General features: G+C 71.0%; 14 protein-coding genes. 6 read left to right on the top strand and 8 right to left on the bottom strand.

Annotated features, from left to right (window positions below; translation table 11 throughout):
- The first annotated feature begins 9 nt into the window (after positions 1–9).
- The 3 genes from ETD85_RS04400 (at position 10) to ETD85_RS04410 (ending at position 2,868) form a co-directional block, all read left to right on the top strand.
- Positions 10–678: a TetR/AcrR family transcriptional regulator gene (locus tag ETD85_RS04400; protein WP_138688285.1), complete on the top strand. Its 669-nt coding sequence runs from the start codon at positions 10–12 to the stop codon at positions 676–678.
- A 115-nt stretch (positions 679–793) separates the two neighbouring features.
- A complete protein-coding gene (locus ETD85_RS04405; RefSeq protein WP_276617167.1) occupies positions 794–2,095 on the top strand; it encodes an MFS transporter in 1,302 nt (433 codons plus the stop codon).
- Positions 2,092–2,868: an N-acyl homoserine lactonase family protein gene (locus ETD85_RS04410; RefSeq protein WP_138688287.1), complete on the top strand. Its 777-nt coding sequence runs from the start codon at positions 2,092–2,094 to the stop codon at positions 2,866–2,868. Before ETD85_RS04405 ends, ETD85_RS04410 begins: the two co-directional genes overlap by 4 nt.
- 6 nt (positions 2,869–2,874) lie before the next feature.
- Here ETD85_RS04410 and ETD85_RS04415 read toward each other — a convergent pair whose 3' ends face one another.
- The 7 genes from ETD85_RS04415 to ETD85_RS04445 form a co-directional block, all read right to left on the bottom strand.
- Positions 2,875–4,938 (bottom strand): outer membrane protein assembly factor BamB family protein, encoded by a 2,064-nt coding sequence (locus ETD85_RS04415; protein ID WP_138688288.1) that lies wholly within the window; start codon positions 4,936–4,938, stop codon positions 2,875–2,877.
- A gap of 152 nt (positions 4,939–5,090) precedes the next feature.
- Positions 5,091–5,804: an ABC transporter ATP-binding protein gene (locus ETD85_RS04420; RefSeq protein ID WP_138688289.1), complete on the bottom strand. Its 714-nt coding sequence runs from the start codon at positions 5,802–5,804 to the stop codon at positions 5,091–5,093.
- Positions 5,801–7,597: a branched-chain amino acid ABC transporter ATP-binding protein/permease gene (locus ETD85_RS04425; protein ID WP_138688290.1), complete on the bottom strand. Its 1,797-nt coding sequence runs from the start codon at positions 7,595–7,597 to the stop codon at positions 5,801–5,803. Before ETD85_RS04425 ends, ETD85_RS04420 begins: the two co-directional genes overlap by 4 nt.
- Complete coding sequence (locus ETD85_RS04430) at positions 7,594–8,463, bottom strand: branched-chain amino acid ABC transporter permease (RefSeq protein ID WP_138688291.1); 870 nt, start codon at positions 8,461–8,463, stop codon at positions 7,594–7,596. The genes ETD85_RS04425 and ETD85_RS04430 overlap by 4 nt, the downstream gene beginning before the upstream one ends.
- A 1-nt stretch (position 8,464) precedes the next feature.
- Positions 8,465–9,607 (bottom strand): ABC transporter substrate-binding protein, encoded by a 1,143-nt coding sequence (locus ETD85_RS04435; RefSeq protein WP_138688292.1) that lies wholly within the window; start codon positions 9,605–9,607, stop codon positions 8,465–8,467.
- 156 nt (positions 9,608–9,763) lie between these two features.
- On the bottom strand, positions 9,764–11,491 hold the full coding sequence (locus ETD85_RS04440; protein ID WP_138688293.1) for a thiamine pyrophosphate-binding protein: 1,728 nt from the start codon (positions 11,489–11,491) through the stop codon (positions 9,764–9,766).
- A complete protein-coding gene (locus ETD85_RS04445) occupies positions 11,488–12,936 on the bottom strand; it encodes an aldehyde dehydrogenase family protein (RefSeq protein WP_138688294.1) in 1,449 nt (482 codons plus the stop codon). The genes ETD85_RS04440 and ETD85_RS04445 overlap by 4 nt, the downstream gene beginning before the upstream one ends.
- Before the next feature lie 204 nt (positions 12,937–13,140).
- On the opposite strand from ETD85_RS04445, the gene ETD85_RS04450 reads away from it, so the two are divergent.
- The 3 genes from ETD85_RS04450 to ETD85_RS04460 are packed head-to-tail and all read left to right on the top strand — an operon-like array spanning position 13,141 to position 15,842.
- A complete protein-coding gene (locus ETD85_RS04450) occupies positions 13,141–13,899 on the top strand; it encodes an IclR family transcriptional regulator (RefSeq protein ID WP_138688295.1) in 759 nt (252 codons plus the stop codon).
- A 15-nt stretch (positions 13,900–13,914) separates the two neighbouring features.
- Complete coding sequence (locus ETD85_RS04455) at positions 13,915–15,078, top strand: CaiB/BaiF CoA transferase family protein (RefSeq protein WP_138688296.1); 1,164 nt, start codon at positions 13,915–13,917, stop codon at positions 15,076–15,078.
- Positions 15,075–15,842, top strand: a complete 768-nt coding sequence (locus tag ETD85_RS04460) for a citryl-CoA lyase (protein ID WP_138688297.1) — start codon at positions 15,075–15,077, stop codon at positions 15,840–15,842. The genes ETD85_RS04455 and ETD85_RS04460 overlap by 4 nt, the downstream gene beginning before the upstream one ends.
- Before the next feature lie 49 nt (positions 15,843–15,891).
- On the opposite strand, the gene ETD85_RS04465 is transcribed toward ETD85_RS04460, so the two are convergent.
- A complete protein-coding gene (locus tag ETD85_RS04465; RefSeq protein ID WP_170246492.1) occupies positions 15,892–18,021 on the bottom strand; it encodes an outer membrane protein assembly factor BamB family protein in 2,130 nt (709 codons plus the stop codon).
- Between the last annotated feature and the right edge of the window lie 24 nt (positions 18,022–18,045).

Here is an 18,045-nt window from a genome sequence, read left to right on the forward strand (position 1 = left end):
GATGACCGTGTGACTGTTTCCGCCTCGCCCCCGTCAGGTGCCGCCGATCGCCAGCGCGACGCCGATCGCACCAAGGCGGAGATCCTCGAGGTGGCGCAACAGGAGTTCGCCCGGCACGGATACGCGGGCGCGCGAGTCGACGAGATCGCCGCCCGCATGCGCACGACCAAGCGCATGATCTACTACTACTTCGGCAGCAAGGAGCGGCTCTACATCGCCGTGCTGGAGAAGGCGTACGCCGAGGTGCGGGCGGTCGAGCGGACGGTCGACGTGCAGCACCTGGCCCCGGTCGAGGCCATCCGCACGCTGGCCGAGCTGACGTTCGACCACCACGACGAGCATCGCGACTTCATCAAGCTGGTCGCCATCGAGAACGTCCACCAGGCCGAGCACATCCGCAAGTCCGAGGCCCTGGCGAACCTCGGCACGCCGGTGCTCGACGTGATCTCCCGCATCCTCGACGCCGGGCAGGAGTCCGGCGACTTCGTGACCGAGGCCGACGCGATCGACGTGCACATGCTGATCAGCTCCTTCTGCTTCTTCCGGGTGGCCAATCAGCACACGTTCGAGGCGTTGTTCGGGCGCGACATGACCGCGCCGCGGCACCGCGCCCGGCTGCGCAGGATGGTCGGGGAGATGATCGTCGCCTACCTGCGCGGCCAGGGCGGCGGCAACTGAGAGCGGATAGACCAGGTGACCGTGCGGCAACACTCTTGTAATGTACGAACCAGTGAGTTAGTTTCCTGACACCGCACTAACCCCCCATTTCCACCGTGAGGAGCATAGCGTGACGGTGCAGGGCAAACCTCGCAAAGCGGCAATAGCGGCCTGGATCGGTAGTGCCTTGGAGTACTACGACTTCTTCATCTACGGCACCGCCGCCGCTCTGGTCTTCAGCAAGATCTTCTTCCCGTCCAGCTCGCCTGGCACCGGCACGCTCCTGGCCCTGGCCACCTTCGGCGTCGGATACCTGGCCAGGCCGGTGGGCGCCTTCGTGCTCGGGCACGTGGGCGACCGCTTCGGCCGCAAGAAAGTGCTCGTCACCACGCTGGTGATGATGGGCGCCTCCACGTTCCTGGTGGGCTGCCTGCCCACCTACGACGACGTCGGCATGCTGGCGCCGATCCTGCTCGTGACCCTCCGCCTGCTGCAGGGCTTCTCGGTCTCCGGCGAGCAGGCCGGCGCGAACTCCATGACGCTGGAGCACGCCCCCGAGGGCCGGCGCGCGTACTACACGAGCTTCACCCTCAACGGCACCCAGGCCGGGCAGATCATCGCCACCGCGATCTTCCTGCCGATCGCGGCGCTGCCCGAGGACCAGCTCCTGAGCTGGGGCTGGCGGGTGCCGTTCTGGCTGAGCATCGTGGTGGCCGCCGTCGGCCTGGTCATCCGGCGGACGCTGGAGGAGACCCCGGCCTTCGAGCAGGAGGTCGCCACCAACACCGTGGCGAAGATGCCGCTGCTCGTGCTGTTCCGCGAGCAGTGGCGGGACGTGCTGCGCGTGGTCGTGGCCGCGGTCATCGCCTCGGTCAGCACGATCTTCACCGTGCACGCCCTGTCGTACGCGGTCAACACCATGCACCTGGAGCGCAGCCCCATGCTCTGGGTCGGCGTGCTGGCCAACGTCGCCGCGGTGATCTCGATCCCGCTGTGGGGCAGGCTGTCGGACCGGATCGGCCGCAAGCCGGTGTTCGTCGGCGGCTCGCTCGGCTGCGCGATCCTCATGTTCGCCTACCTGTGGTCGATCTCCGTCGGGAACTACGTCCTGATCTTCGTCGCCGGCATCGTGATGTTCGGGATCGTGCACAGCGCGACCAGCGCGGTCTGGCCGGCGTTCTACGGCGAGATGTTCACCACCCGGGTCCGCCTGTCGGGCATGGCGATCGGCACCCAGATCGGCTTCGCCATCGCGGGCTTCGCGCCCACGATCGCCACCGCCGTGGCCGGCACCGGCCAGGGCAGCTGGCTCGGCGTCTCGCTCATCACCGCCGCGCTGTGCCTGATCAACGTGGCCGCCGTGGCGACCGCGAAGGAGACCTACCGGATCCCCACCGAGCAGCTCGGCCGCACGCCCATCCAAGGGGTGAAGGCGTGAGCCGCTTCCGCGTCTACGCCGTGCGCTACGCCCAGCGCTACGCGAAGCGCGGCGAGCACTTCCACGGCTACGAGCCCGGCGGCGAGCGCTCCCACCCGACCGCCTACTACGTGTGGCTGGCGGTCTCCGACGAGCACACCGTGGTCGTCGACACCGGCATCGCGCCGGGACGGGCGGCCCGGGTCGAGGGCATCGACTACCGCTGCTCGCCCGTGGCGGCGCTGGCCGAGCTGGGCGTCACGGCGGAGTCGGTCGACCACGTGGTGCTGACCCACCTGCACTACGACCACACCGGCACCGCCCGCGAGTTCACCCGGGCCGCTTACGTCGTGCAGCAGGCCGAGCTCGACTACTGGAGCGGCCCCTGGGCCGAGCGGATCACCCGCGAGCGCTGGCTGCTGGAGGACGACGACCTGGCGGACCTGCGGGCGGCCGGCAAGGAGGGCCGCGTGCGGGCGGTGGACGGCGACGCCTTCGTCGTGCCCGGCCTGAGCGTCCACCTGGTCGGCGGGCACACCGCGGGCATGCAGGTGGTGCGGGTCGAGACCGCGCGCGGCCACGTGGTGCTGGCCTCCGACGCCAGCCACTTCTACGAGAACATCGAGGGCGACCGCCCCTTCCCGATCCTGCACAGCATGACCGGGATGTACGGCGCCTTCGACCGGATCAAGGAGCTGGCCGGCGGCCCCGAGCTGGTGGTCGCCGGCCACGATCCGCTGGTGCTCGAACGGTTCCCGTCGCACGGCCCCGACGTCGCGCTGATCGCGCCCTGACCGAGGTCAGGCGGGCAGGACCTCGATCTTGCCCGTCGGGCGCGGGCTGTAGGAGTCGTTGAAGAAGTACTCGCCCGGCTTGGTGAAGGTGTACTGGAACGACTCGCCCGGCTTCAGCCGCACGTCGAACAGCCCCTCGAAGAACTGCGTGGCCCCGTGCACGTTGACGTTGTCCGCGGGGTTGACGAAGGTCACCGTGGTGCCCGCGGGCACCCGCAGGTGGGTGGGCGCCATCGCGTTCACGGCCGTGGACTCGACCGCGCCCACCTGGCCGTTCTCGTACACGCGGGCGAGCACGACGGTGTTGCCGACCGCGCTGCCGTCCACCGGCTGGCCGGAGACCGGCCGCCGGACCACGGGCGCGGGCGGGGTGGCGGCCGGCGGCACGGTGCCGCCGAGCTTGAAGGCCCACAGGTGGTCGCCGCGGGCGGCCGAGTTCCCGTACGGGATGCTCGTCCCGCCCGCGTAGACCGCGAGGTACTGCTCGCCGTCGATCTCGTAGGAGATGGGGGAGCTGCTGACCGCGGCCCCGGTCTGCCACCGCCACAGCTCGCGCCCGTTCCGCGCGTCGAGGCAGAGCAGGTTCCCGTCGGGCTGGCCGATGAACAGCAGGTCGGAGGCCGTGGTGAGGATCCCGTTGCCGTGCGCCAGCGAGTACGGCAGGTTCCTCTTCCAGCGCACCCTGTTCGTGCTCGGATCGACCGCCACGACGCCGCCCGTCATGTACTCGCCCGGCGGGCGCAGGCCGTTGGACGCCTCGGTCAGGGAGTGCGCGGCGGCGACGTACCCGAAGCCCGTGTAGACCAGGCGGGTGCTGTGGCTGTAGGACTGCTGGTTCCAGTCGGCGCCGCCGCCGTGGCCCGGGATGGTGAGGATCGGCTCGTCCCAGTGCGGGGTGAACAGCGAGCCGATCCGGTAGTTCGGCACCGCCCGGTGCGGGAGGCCGGGGACCTCCGTGCCGAGCGGCTGCCGCACCGGCGTGAGCTCCGTCCAGCCGCCCTGGCGCGGGAAGGGCTGCGTCGGCCAGGTCTTCTGCCGGGGCTCCTGCGGGACGGGCACCTCGTCGATGCCCAGCGGGGCCGAGCCGTCGGCGCGGTCGAGGATGTAGTGCATGCCGGTCTTGCTCCCGTACACGACCAGCTTGCGGGTGCGGCCGTGGACGCGGGCGTCCAGCAGGACGGGGGCCATGACGTTGTCCATGTCCCAGATGTCGTGGTGGATGGACTGGAAGTGCCAGCGATAGGCGCCGGTCTTCAGGTCCATCGCCACGATCGAGTTGGCGAACAGGTTCTGGCCGCCGCGCTCGGAGCCGTCCTGGGAGGACCTGCTGCCCCTGGCGTTGCCGAACGTCCAGTAGACGAGCCCGAGGTCGGGGTCGATGGCGCAGTGCATCCACGGCGTCGCGCCCCCGACCTGCCAGGAGTCGCCCTCCCAGGTGTCGTTGCCGAACTCGCCGGGCCCCGGCGTGCCCCAGAAGTGCCAGACCAGGTCGCCGCTGCCCGCGTCGAAGGCGAGCGCGGCGCCGCGGGGGCCGTCGTTGGTGCCGCAGTAGAGCATCCCGTCGTGGTAGGTGACCGCGACCTTCTCCAGGTTGCCGAACCCGTTGTGCTGCCGTTCCCAGAGCACCTGGCCGGTTCGCTGGTCGAGCGCGATCAGCCAGTTGCCGTTGGCGCAGGTGTAGACCTTGCCCGCCCCGACCGCCACGCCGCGCCGGGTGACCGCGCCGCGGGTCTGCGCATATTTCCAGATCGTCGCGCCGGTACGCCCGTCCACGGCGACGACGTTGCCGAGGGCCGACTCGATGTAGAGGACGCCGTCCACGGCCACGGCGGTGCTCTGGCTGTTGCCCGCCATCAGGCCGCCCTCGATGTTGTTCACCCAGGCCGCCCGCAGCCGCCGGACGTTGCCCTGGTGCAGGGCGCGCAGCCCGGTGTAGCTCTGGTTCGCCAGGTTGCCGCCGATCTTGGGGAAATTCCGGTCGGCGCGGTGCGTGGCGGCGGCGGCCTCGCCCGGGCGGGTCAGCGCCGCGGCGGCGAGGGCGCCCATGAGTAACTCTCGTCGACGAACCATGACCTTCCCCTAACTGGTCCACTCTGTGGACTGTTGATTCCGAACCATGGTCGCACCATAGATCGGCTCCCGGATCCCGTCAACGGACCATCCGGTCCACCTAGTGGACCAGCATCAAGCCGTGCGGAAGCGCCCCGGCACCCCTGGGCGGGTCAGAGGCCGAGGTAGATGCGGCGGACCTGCGGGTCGTCGCGTAGCTCCGCCGAGGTCCCGGTGGCGGCGATCTCGCCGTTCTCCATGACCAGGCAGGTGGTGGTCACGTCAAAGGTGAGCTTGGCGTTCTGCTCGACGAGGAGGATGGCCAGGCCGTCGGCGTTGAGCTTCTTGAGCACGGCGGCGATGTCGCCGACGAGCTTGGGCGACAGGCCCATGGACGGCTCGTCCAGGAGCATCACCTTGGGCCGGCACATGAGGGCGCGGCCGACGGCGAGCATCTGCTGCTGGCCGCCCGACAGCGCGCCGGCCAGCCGGTGGCGCATCTCGCCCAGCACCGGGAAGAGCTCGAACACCTCGTCGATGGGGGTGCGTTTCCAGCTGCTGGTGTACGCGCCGAGCAGCAGGTTCTTCTCGACGCTGAGGCCGGGGAAGACGTGCCGCCCCTCGGGGACGTACCCGATGCCGTGCCGGACCAGGGTGTGGGCCGGGGCGCGGAGCAGGTCGTGGTCGCCGAAGCGGATGGTGGTGGCCTGGCGGGGGGCCAGGCCCATGACGGCCTTGAGGGTGGAGGTCTTGCCCGCGCCGTTCGCGCCGATGATGCCGAGCGACTGGCCCGGCTCGACGGTGAACGAGACGTCATGGGCGGCGCGGACGCCGCCGTAACGCACGGAGAGCCCCTCCACGGTGAGGGTGGTCCCTGCGGATGTCATCGGGTTGCCTCCTCCACGGCCGCCTCCTGCGTGGGCGCGGCCATCGAGTCGCCGAGGTAGGCGGCGACGACGTCGGGGTGCACGGCGACCTCGGCGGGCGGCCCGTCGGCGATCACCTTGCCGCTGGACAGCACGGTCACCTGGTCGCACAGGGACATGACGAGCCCCATGTTGTGCTCGATGACGACCACCGTGACGCCGGAGTCCCTGATGGAGCGGACGATCTCGGCGAGCTGGCGGACCTCCTCGCCGTTGAGCCCGGCCGCGGGCTCGTCCAGCAGCAGCAGGGTGGGGGACATGGCCATCGCGCGGGCCAGCTCGATGCGGCGCTGGATCCCGTACGGGAGCGAGCGGGGCTCGCCGCCCGCGACCTCGGTCAGGCCGAACCGCTCGATGAGCTCCTCGGCCCGCCCGGCCAGCGCCCGCTCGTAGCCCAGCACCTTCCAGGGCAGGCTCGGGTAGCGCCAGATCCAGGAGGTGCGGGTGCGGTCGAGGCCGAGCAGGAGGTTCTCGCGCACGCTGAGGTCCTCGAACAGGCGCAGGTTCTGGAAGGTGCGGGCGACGCCGAGCAGCGAGAGCCGGTACGGCGCCAGCCCGCTCACCTCGCGCCCGCGCAGGACCACCGATCCCTGGGTGGCCGTGTAGAAGCCGCTGATCACGTTGAACAGGGTCGTCTTGCCGGAGCCGTTCGGGCCGACGATGCCGCGGATCTGTCCCGAGGGCACGGTGAGCGACACCCCGTCGAGCGCGACCAGCCCCTTGAACCGCTTGGTCACCTCCCGGACCTCCAGCGCGTCCTGCTCGGCGGCCGGGGGAGCGGAGTCGTAGGGCCGGAACGGGCCGAGCTGGGCCCGCGCGCCGCTGCCGCGTCCGCGCAGCAGGGACCGGAGCTGGCCGGGCAGCCCCGCCAGCCCCTTGGGCGCGAACACCACCACGAGCACGACCACGAGGCCGTAGCCGAGCTGGGCGTAGCCCGAGGCGTCCAGCAGCGCCTCCCTGACCAGGGACAGCGCGACCGCGCCGACCACGCAGCCGAGGATGCTGGAGCGGCCGCCGATGATGACCATGGCGAGCAGCAGGAACATGTTGGCGATGTTGAAGGTCTCGGGCGCGACGAAGCGGATGAGCCCGGCGTACAGGACGCCGGCCAGGCCGCCGTACAGGCCGGACAGCACGAAGGCGGTCATGCGCAGCAGCGGGATCTCCGCGCCGAGCGCGCCGGCGGCGAGGTCGTCGTCGCGCATGGCGCGCAGCCTGCGGCCGAGCGGGGAGCGGGTGACCAGCAGCGCGAAGGCCAGCGCGATCGCGAAGACGATCAGCTCGACGTAGTAGAACAGGTAGCCGCTGGACAGGTCGATGCCGAACATCGGCGGGACCGGGATGTCGCTGATGCCTTCCGCGCGGCCGGCGAGGTGGGCGTTGGTGACCCAGTTGGTGAAGGCCAGGGCCAAGCCGAGGGTGACGATGCCGAGATAGTGCGACTGCATCCGCAGCGCCGGGATGCCGACGAGTACGCCGAAGACCACGGCGACCAGCACCGCGAGCAGGGCGGCGGTCCAGAAGCCGAAGCCCGCCTCCGTGGTGAGGATGGCCACGGTGTAGGCGCCGACGCCGAAGAAGGCGACCTGGGCCAGGTTGATCTGGCCGGCCACGCCCATGGTCAGGCCGAGGCCGACGGCCAGGATGGCGAAGATGATCGCCACGTCGACGACGTGCATGGAGTAGCCGCCCAGGCCGTAGGGCAGCAGCCAGGCCGCGATCGCGGCGAGCGCGATGAGCGCCAGTCGTTTCATGCGCGGTTCACCGTGGCCTCTCCGAAGATGCCGGTGGGGCGGATCATGACGATGAGGGCGAAGACCAGGAAGGTGACGAGTTCGGAGTACTCCTGGAAGTTGCCGGCGGCGAAGGAGTCGAGCAGGCCGAAGGCCAGGCCGCCGACGATGGCCCCGGGCATGCTGCCGAACCCGCCGAGCATGGCGGCGGCGAAGCCCTTGATGCCGAGCGTGCCGCCCATGGTCGGGTTGACGTAGAGCATGGGGCCGATCAGGCTGCCGGCCAGCGCGGCCAGGCCGGCGCCGATGGCGAAGGCCATGGCGTTGCTGCGGCCGACGTGGATGCCGACCGCGGTGGCGGCCTGGTGGTCCATCGCGACCGCCTGCATGGCCGCGCCGCGCTTGGTGCGCTGCAGGAACAGCGCCAGCAGGCCGGTGGCCGCCGCCGCGACCGCGATGACGAGGAGGTTGTAGGTGGGGATGCGGACCCCGGCGACGTCGATCGGCTCGGTGGCCAGCGGGGAGGGCACGGCGTGCCCGGTCGCGCCCCAGATGAGCACCGCGCCCGCCTCCAGGACGGCGCCGAAGCCGATCGTGCCGATCAGCATCAGCGTGAAGTCCTTGTTCTCCAGCGGTCGCAGGAACCGCTCGATGACCAGGCCGATGAGGCCGGTGACCGCGATGGCGACGATGATCGCCACGGCGAAGGGCAGCTGGGTGGCCAGGTAGAACGTGGAAGCGGCGTACGCGCCGATCATGACGACGCTGCCGTGGGCGAAGTTGACCAGGCCCATGGTCCGGTAGACGATCGAGAACCCCATCGCCACCAGCGCGTACACCGCTCCGAACGTGACCCCGCCGATCAGGGTCTGAAGGAAGACCTGCACGTCAGCTCGCGGCCTCGGGCTCGACCTTGCCGTCCTTGACGAGGCCGATCTTGGTCTCGTGGATGCCGACGCCGTTGGCGTCGTAGTTGTAGTTCCCCAGCAGCCCGGCCCGCTTGACGCCGCGGATGGCGTCGGCCAGCTTCTGCCCGCCCTCGCCGTTGGTCTGCTTGAGCGCTTCGATCAGGATCGACGCGCCGTCGTACGCCTTGGCGACGTGCATCCTGGCGTCCTCCTTGTAGGCGGTCTTGTACTTCTCGGCGAAGGCCTTGATCTCGGGGGTGGCGTCGTTGCTCAGGTAGGGGGAGCTGACGATGGTGCCCTCGGCGTTCTTCAGCCCGGCCGTGGTGGCGTACACGTCGGTGCCCACCGGGGCGCCGCCGGCGAAGACGGCCTTGATGCCGAGCTCGCGGGCCTGCTTGGCGATCAGCCCGGACTGCACCTCCTCGGCGCCGATGAACAGCACGTCGGGGTCCTGCTCGCGGATCTTGGCGAGGTTGGAGTTGAAGTCCTTCTGGTCGGGGGTGACGACCTCGTCGGCGGACGGGGTGACGTTCCTGGTCTTGAGCGAGTTGAGGAACGCGTCGTGCTCGCCGGCCCCGTAGGCGCCGTTGTTGCTGATCAGCGCGATCTTCTTCATGCCCTTGTCGTCGACCAGGTATTTGGCCAGCGTCTCGTCGAAGGTGACGCTGGTCGGCGCGTTGAGGAAGAGGAACGGGCTCTTCAGCTCGGCCAGCTTGGGCGACTGCCCGGACGTGATGTTCGGGATCTTGGCGTCCTTCAGGATGGGCGCCATGGCGAGCGTGACCGCGCTCTCCGCGGTGCCGAGCATCGCGATGTAGCCCTCGGCGGCGATCTTCCTGGCCACGTTGGTGCCCACGGTCGGGTCGCCCTGGTCGTCGAAGAGGTCGAGCTGGATCTGCCGCCCGTTGAGACCGCCGGCCTTGTTGGCCTCGTCGATGGCGAGCTTGACGCCCTTGTGCTCCCACTGGCCGAGCGAGCTGAGCTGGCCGCTCTGCGCGTTGACATTGGCGATCTTGATGGGGCCGGTGGCGGTGGCCCCGCTCTCGGCCTGCTGGCCGGGTGGGGCGCAGGCGGCGAGGGCTATGAGGGCCGCGGCAGCGATGGAGAATCTCGTGAAATGCACGGTTCACCTCGTAGGGGGGTAGGTGAGAACTAATTCACGGACTAGTACGTTCGTTATAAGCGACGGGCAACGTTGAGGGAATCTCGAACGTGCAACGTTTCTGCCAGGTCAGCGAGGTCGGCGGCGTGAGCCGGCCAGGCCGCCAGGTCAGCCGGGTCAGTCGGCGAACAGGCCCTGGTAGATGTCCTTGATGTTCCAATGGCCCGGTGTGGGCACCGGTTCGTTGACCATCGGGACGTCGATCACCGCGGGCCGCCGGTTCGCGACGGCCGCGCGTAGTGCCGCGCCGAACTCGGCGGGCGTGGTGACGGTGTGGCCGTCGGCGCCGCAGGCCCTGGCGAGCGCGGCGAAGTCGGGGCTGTAGGGCTGTCCCGCGGGGTCGGTGAAGTCGCAGCCGTAGCTGCGGCCGAAGTGCGCCGACTGCAGGTCGGAGATGGTGCCGTGCGAGCGGTTGTTCATCACGACGAACACGACGGGCGCGCCCTGCTCGACCGCGAGCGGCACGGCGGGCAGCTGCGCGCTCATGCCGCCGTCGCCGATGAGCGCGATCACGGTCCTGCCCGGCTGGGCGAGCTGGACGCCGACCGCGGCGGCCGGGCCGAAGCCCATGGTGGAGGCGCCTCCCGGGGTGATGAACCGGCCCTCGGGCGGCAGCTCGTAGCACTGGGCGACGCCGTTCTTGTTCCAGCCGACGTCGGTGACGAGGACCGCGCCGGCCGGGACGCAGTCGCGCAGGTCGGCCAGGATGCGCTCGGGACGCAACGGGAAGTCCGCGCTCCTCCCGCGCTCCCGGCTGGCCGCGAACAGCTCGGTGCGCGCCTCCGAGATCTGCTCGCGCAGCTCGGGCCGGCTGCGCGGGGCGTGCGACTTGGCGGCGTCGGCCAGCGCCTTGACCGCCAGCCCCACGTCGGCGACCGCGCCGATCTGCACGGGGTAGTTGCGGCCGAGCTCGGCCGGGTCGAGGTCGATCTGGATGAGTGTGCTGCCGGAGAAGTCCCAGGTGAAACGGGGATCCCAGGAGCTGGAGTCGGTCTCGGCGAACCGGGTGGCCAGCGCCAGCACCACGTCGGCCTCGCGGGTGTAGGAGTTGGTCAGCTCCAGCCCCCAGAACCCGGGCATCCCGAGCACCAGCGGATGGGCGTCCGGCACGGTGCCCTTGGCCATGAGCGAGTGCGCGATCGGGATGTCCAGGTGCTCGGCCAGCGCGATCAGCGACTCGGCGTCCTCGCGCAGGCCGCCGCCGACGTAGATCAGCGGGCGCTCGGCGGCCGCCAGCCGGGCCGCGATCAGCTCCGCCGTGGTCTCGGGCAGGGCTGGCGGCGCCGCGTGGCTGCCGGCCGGATAGGGCTCGGCGGGCCGGGAGAAGATGTCCATCGGGACGTTCACCAGCACCGCCCCCGGCCGGCCAGACGTGGCGGTCCAGAAGGCGCGCTCCACGGCCCGGCCCAGGTCCTGCGCCCGGTGCACGTTCCAGGCCCGCTTGACGAACGGCCGGAAGATCGACGCCTGGTCGGCGTCGGCGTGCAGGTTGACCTCCTGGTGCGGGTGGCGCCCGTGGTAGTAGGAGGGGATGTCGCCGCTGATCACCACCATCGGCACGGAGTCCAGGGCGGCGGTCATGACGCCGGTGGCGGCGTTGGTCAGGCCGGGACCGACGTGCACGAGCAGCACGCCCGGCTTGCCCGACGCGCGGGCGTAGCCGTCGGCGGCGTGCGCGGCGGCCTGCTCGTGGCGGGCGATGACGAAGCGGATGGGGCTGGCGGCCAGCGCGTCCAGGACGGCGATGTTGGTGTGCCCGCAGGTGCCGAAGACGTATTCGACGCCGAGTTCTTCAAGCTGGGCGACGAGGGCGTGTGCCGCCGTGCCCGATTCTGGCGTGGTCAATGCTCTCCCCAGATGGTCAGGCCCTTGAGCATGAGGGTCTTGGTCACGGTGAAGTCCTCGATCATCCAGCGTGGCGACTCGCGGCCGATGCCGGAGTCCTTCACGCCGCCGAACGGGACGTGGTCGAGGCGGAAGTTGGAGGAGCCGTTCACGATCAGGCCGCCGACCTCCAGCTCGCGCCAGGCGGTGACGATGCGCCGGATGTCATGGGTGAACAGCCCGGCCTGCAGCCCGTACGAGCTGCGGTTGCACTCCTCCAGGACGTCGTCGAAACCGTCGTAGGGCAGCACGGCGACGAGCGCGCCGAACACCTCCTCGCGCACGACCCTGGCCTCGGCGGGCGGGGCGGCGACGACGGTCGGCGTCATTACCGCGCCCGCGCGCGTGCCGCCGGTCGTCACCCGGGCGCCCTGGCCGGCTGCCTCGGCGGTCCAGGCGACCACCCGCTCGGCCGCGTCGTCGTCCACCATGGAGCCGACGTCGGTCGAGGGGTCCAGGGGGTCGCCGACGACCAGGGCCTTGACCTCCGTGGTGAGCGCGTCGGCGAACTCCTCGAAGCGGCTGCGGTGGACGTAGACGCGCTGGACCGAGATGCAGCTCTGCCCGGAGTTGCTGTAGCCGGTGCGGGCGCACACGCGCGCCGCCGCGCCGATGTCGGCGTCCTCGCAGACGATGGTCGCGGCGTTGCCGCCGAGCTCCAGCATCACCCGCTTCGGCCCGGCGGCGTGGGCGACGGCGTGCCCGGCCGTGACGCCGCCGGTGAAGCTCACCACGGCGATCTCCGGCGCGGCGCACAGCCGCGCGCCCACGTCGCCGCCCCCGTGCAGGACCTGCACCGCCTCCACGGGCATCCCGGCGTCGATCAGCAGCCTCACCAGGGCCGTGGACACGGCCGGGGCCTGCGGCGGCGGTTTGACTATCGTGGTGTTGCCGGCGGCGAAGGACGCGGCGAGCTTGTGCGCCAGGAGGTTGGCGGGGGCGTTGAACGGCGTGATCGCCAGCACCGGACCGGCGGGCGCCCGCTGCGTGATCGCGGTGTTGCCGATCCCGCGGGCCCAGCCCGCCACCGGCAGCACCTCGCCGCCGATCGCCCTGGCCTCGGCGGCGGCGACGGACAGCGTGTCGGCGACCCGCAGGATCTCGCCCCGCCCGTCCTTGAGCGGCTTGCCCAGTTCGAGCGCCAGCAGCGTGGCCAGCTGCTCGCCGCGCTCGGTGACCATGGCGGCGGCACGTTCCAGGATGCCGGCCCGGGTGGCGGGCGCCAGGCGGGCCACGGCCTTGGCCGAGCGCCGGGCGTACGCCAGCGCCGCGGTGATGTCGGTGAGCTGTGCGGTACGTGCCCGGCTGACGGTCTCCCGGAGATAGGGGCCAATGCGGTCGGTATGCGCGCCATCGGTCAGCCACTCGCCGGCGACTAAGCACCCCGCTTCGTGGGTTGCGTTCATGGTGACTCCCGTTGATCCGCTCAGCGGTTCTGGTAAACCGCACTGTGGATTGCCTCACGGTATGAGGACGATGAACGTTATGGCAAGGGGGCCACGTAATCCGCTTGATGGAGCATATGGACCGCCAAGCGGACTGAGTGTTAGCGTACGGACCGCGTGAGAAGGTGTGCGGCAGGTTCACCTTCGACTCTTAAGTGAGGATCCGTGCCTTCGACAGATGACGCCGGTGGCGTCCGCAGCGTCCAGCGGGCGTTCGACATCCTGTCCCTGCTCACCGAGGATCGGCGGACGCTGACGATCCGCGAGGTCGTCGACGAGACCGGCCTGGCCAAGACGACGGCGCTGCGCCTGCTGCAGACCCTGGAGCACATGGGGCTGCTGTGGAGCACCCCGAAGGGATACACGGCCGGTCCGGCCCTGTGGCGGTGGGCGCACCTGGCCCGCAGCGCGTGGGAGCTGCCGCCGGAGACCGTCCAGCTCATGCGCGAGCTGGGCGCCCGGCACCGGGAGACCGTCAACCTCTACGTCGCCAGGGACCTGCACCGCATCTGCATCGCCCAGCAGGAGAGCCCGCAGCCGCTGCGCCACGTGGTGCGGGTCGGCGACGAGCTGCCCCTGTGGGCCGGCGCCTCCTCCAAGGTCCTGCTGAAGGACGCGCCCGACCGGCTGCTCGCGCGGATCGCCCGCTCCTCTCCGTACGGCGAGGCGCACCTGGCGAGCCTGCGCGAGTGGATCGAGCAGGCGGCGCGCGACGGCTACGCGGTCAGCCACGGCGAGCGTGAGCCCGGCCTGTCCGCGGTCGCCGTCCCGGTCACGGGCGGCTCGCGGGCGACCGTGGCGGCGCTGACACTGAGCGGCCCGACGGTCCGCTTCACCGAGGACCGGGTCCAGGCTTTCGCCGCGGATCTGCGCGAGGCAGCCAAGCGCATGTCGGAGCGCGGGTTCGACCACCCTCTGACTTGACTCTATGGAGCGTGAATGCAGCAGTTGCCACTGGACGGCGTCAAGGTCGTGGACCTGACCAACGTTCTGGCCGGGCCGTACTGCAGTTATCAGCTGATGCTGTTCGGCGCGGAGGTGGTCAAGGTGGAGCTGCCCGGCACCGGGGATCTCGCCCGGCGGCTCGGCCCCGACCCCGAGCTCAACCGGGAGCGGATGGGCGCCTCCTTCCTGGCCCAGAACGCCGGCAAGAAGTCGGTCGAGCTCGATCTGAAGAGCCCGGCGGGGCGGGCCGCCTTCGAGTCGATGGTCGCCGGCGCCGACGTCCTGCTGGAGAACTTCAGGGCAGGGGTGCTGGGCCGGCTCGGCTATGACTGGGACCGCCTGCGCGAGCTCAACCCCGGCCTGGTCTACTGCGCGATCTCGGGGTTCGGGCAGAGCGGCCCGATGCGCGAGGCCCCCGCCTACGACCAGATCATCCAGGGGCTGTCCGGCATGATGAGCGTCACCGGCACGCCCGACACGGTCCCGCTGCGGGTGGGATTCCCCATCTGCGACACCATCGGCGGGCTGATGGCCGCCCTGGCGATCTCCGCCGCGCTGGCCGGGCGCAACCGCAGCGGGCGCGGCTGCCACCTGGACCTGTCCATGCTGGAGGCGTCGATCTCCGCCATGGGCTGGACGGTCTCCAACTACCTGATCAGCGGGGTCGAGCCGGAGCCGATGGGCGATCAGAACGCCACCGCCGCCCCGTCGGGCACCTTCGAGACCGCCGACGGGCCGCTCAATATCGCCGCCAACCAGCAGGCGCAGTTCGAGACGCTGTGCCGGCTCATCGGGCGGCCCGACCTGCCCGCCGATCCGCGCTTCGCCGAGCGCGAGGCGCGCAAGACGTACCGGCAGGCTCTCAACCACGAGCTCAACCAGGCACTGCGGGCCAAGACCGCGCTGGAGTGGGAGGAACTGCTCTCCCGCGAGGGCGTGCCCGCCGCCCGCATCCTCACCGTCCCGCAGGCGCTCGCGCTGGAGCAGGTGCGGGGGCGGGGGTTCCTGACGGAGGTGCCGTTCGCCGGGGGCGGCGAGCGGCCCGGGACCGTCACCGTCACCGGGAACGGCGTGGTCGTCGACGGGGCCGCCCTGCGCCCGCGCGGGCCCGCCCCGCTGCTCGGCGAGCACAACGACGAGTTCGAGGCGGCGTCATGAGCGGGCGCGCCGATGAGGGCGACGCCGTGCGCGGGGTGGCCGATTGGTGGGCGACCGCAGTGTCGCGGATCGAGCCGGACGTCATCGAGCTGCGCGGGCAGCCGGTCCAGGACCTCATCGGGCGGATCGGCTTCGCCGAGCTGATCTGGCTCATGCTCCGCGGCGAGCGGCCGGACGCGCGGCGGGCGGCGCTGCTGGAGGCGGCGCTGGTCTCCTCGGTCGACCACGGACCGCACGCCCCCTCCATCGCCGTCGCGCGGATGGCCGCCACCTGCGGGGTGGGGCTCAACAACGCCGTCGCCACGGGCGTCAACCTGCTCGGCGACGTGCACGGCGGCGCGGGGGAGCAGTGCGTGGGCCTGCTCGACGAGGTGGTCCGCGACGGGGACGCGGCCGCCGTGGTGGCGCGCCGCCGGGCCCGCGACAAGTACCTGCCCGGCTTCGGGCACCGCTTCCACACCCGTGACCCGCGCCGCGACCCGCTGCTCGGCCTCGTGGCGGCGGCGGTCGCGGACGAGGTGGTGCCGGGCGCGCACCTGCGTGCCGCGCTGGAGGTCGAGCGGCTGATCGCGCCGGTGCCCATGAACATCGACGGCGCCACCGCCGTGGTCTACGCCGAGCTGGGCTTTCCCGCGCCGCTGGCGCGCGGGCTGTTCGTCCTCAGCAGGAGCGTCGGGATCCTGGCCCACGCCTGGGAGGAGACCGGTCAGGGGCGGCGGAACAAGGGCCCGATGCCGCCGTCCATCCTGCCGACCTGGATCTGAGCGTGCGGGGAGCCCCATCCGGGATGGGGCTCCCCTCATCGGGCCTGCCTCAGTAGACGACGATCTTGCCGGTGCTCTGCGGGTAGATCGCGTCGTTGTAGAAGTACTCGCCCGGCGTTGTGAACGTGTGGGTGAAGGACTGGCCGGGCATCAGGACGCCGCTGTCGAATTCGTACTCGAAGAACGAGACGGCGGCGTGCGCGCTGGCGTTGCCGGCCGGGTTGACGAAGGTGACCGTCGTGCCCGCGGGCACCCGCAGGTGCTGCGGTGACATGGCGTTCTGGGCCACGGTGTTCTCGGTGGCGCCGGGCCGCTGGCCGGCCGCGTCCCAGACCCGGCCGAGCGTGACCGTGGTGCCGGTGACGGCGGCGGTCCTGATGTCGTTGCGCTTCTTCGGCGGCGTGGGCGTCGCGGCGGGCGGCACCTTGCCGCCCAGCTTGAAGGCCCACAGGTGATCGCCCCTGGGGATGTCCGGGTACGGCAGGCCGTTGCCGCCGGCCAGCACCGCGATGTACTGCTCGCCGTCGATCTCGTAGCTGATCGGGCTGGTGTGCACCCCGGCGCCGCACTGGAAGCTCCACAGGACCTTGCCGTCGGTGTCGTCCATGGCGTGCAGCAGACCGTCGGGCCCGCCCTGGAACATCACCCGTCCCGCCGTGCTCAGGATGCCGTTGCCGTGCGCCAGCGACCACTCCCGATCCAGCGTCCACACGGGCGTGTTGGTACGGGGATCGACGGCCGCGATGCCGCCGGCGAAGTGCTCGCCGAGTGGCCGCGAGGTGTTGACCCGGCCGTCACGGCTGTTGGAGAACCCGGAGTTGATCAGCCCGTAGCCGACGTAGATCCAGCCCGTGTGCGGGTTGTACGACACGTGCGCCCAGTCGGCGCCGCCGCCCGCCCCGGGGAAGATGATCGTCGCCCGGTCCCAGTGCGGCGTGTAGAGCCCGCCCCAGGCGTAGAACGGGACCGGCCGGGTGGCCTTGCCGAACTCGGGGGCCTGCGTGATGAACGGCTCCCCGCCGGGGAACGGCTGCGTGGCCGCGGTCTTCTGCCGCGCGTCCTGGGGGACCGGGCGCTCCTCCATGCCGTGCAGCGCCTCGCCGCTCTCCCGGTCGAGCACGTAGAACATGCCGGCCTTGCTGCCGTAGACCACCGCCTTGCGCGTGCGCCCCTTGACCTTGACGTCCACGAGCACCGGCGCCATGACGTTGTCGAGGTCCCAGATGTCGTGGTGCACCGACTGGAAGTGCCACCTGCGCAGGCCGGTCTTGGCGTCGATGGCCACGATCGAGTTGGCGAACAGGTTGTCGCCGCCCCGGCTGGAGCCGTCCAGCCGCGGGTAGGAGCCGCCGAAGGTCCAGTAGACCAGCCCGAGGTCGGGGTCGATGGCCGGATGGATCCACGGGACCGCCCCGCCGGTCTTCCAGGACTCCCCTTCCCAGGTGTCGTTGCCGAACTGGCCCTCGCCCGGGCACGACCAGAACGTCCAGACGACCTCGCCGGTGGCGGCCTTGAGCGCGTACGCCCGCCCGCGCGCCCCGCCGGTGCTGCCCTGCATGCCGACGTAGATCAGGCCGTCCCAGTGGACGACCGCCCCGGCCAGGGTCCCCGTCAGGCCGCCGCACTGCCCGTTCTGCGGATCGCAGCCGCCGGTGTCACCGCCGCCCTCGTCCTCGGTGATGAGCTGGCGCTGCCAGACGACCTGGCCGGTCTCCTTCTCCAGCGCGTAGACGATGTTGGCGCCGGAGGTGGAGAAGACCAGGCCGTCGCCGAGCGCGACGCCGCGCATGTTCGTCTGCTTGGTGCCCAGGTTCGTCTTCCACTTGATCGCGCCGGTCCGGCCGTCCACGGCGAAGACGTTCTGCTGGGTGGTCTGGACGTACAGGACGCCGTCCTCCACGACGCAGGTGCTCTGCTGCGCGGCGGAGGTGCTGCCGCCTTCGAGGTTGACGTGCCAGGCGCCGCCGAGCCGGCGCACCGTACGGGCCGTGATCTGTCTCAGCGGCGAGTAGTTGTGATTGCCCAGGTTGCCGCAGACCTTCGGGAAGTCCTTGCCCGTCACGCCCAGGGACGCAGGCTGCCGTTCCAGCGGTTCCGTCGCGGCCTGGGCGGGTTCTGCGATCGCGGCGGAGGCGCCCAACGCCGCGGCCGCACCGAGGAGGAAGTTACGTCGTTCCACTGGCACCAACCTTCAGTGGTCCGT

The organism is Nonomuraea zeae (assembly GCF_005889725.1).
Lineage (GTDB): Bacteria > Actinomycetota > Actinomycetes > Streptosporangiales > Streptosporangiaceae > Nonomuraea > Nonomuraea zeae.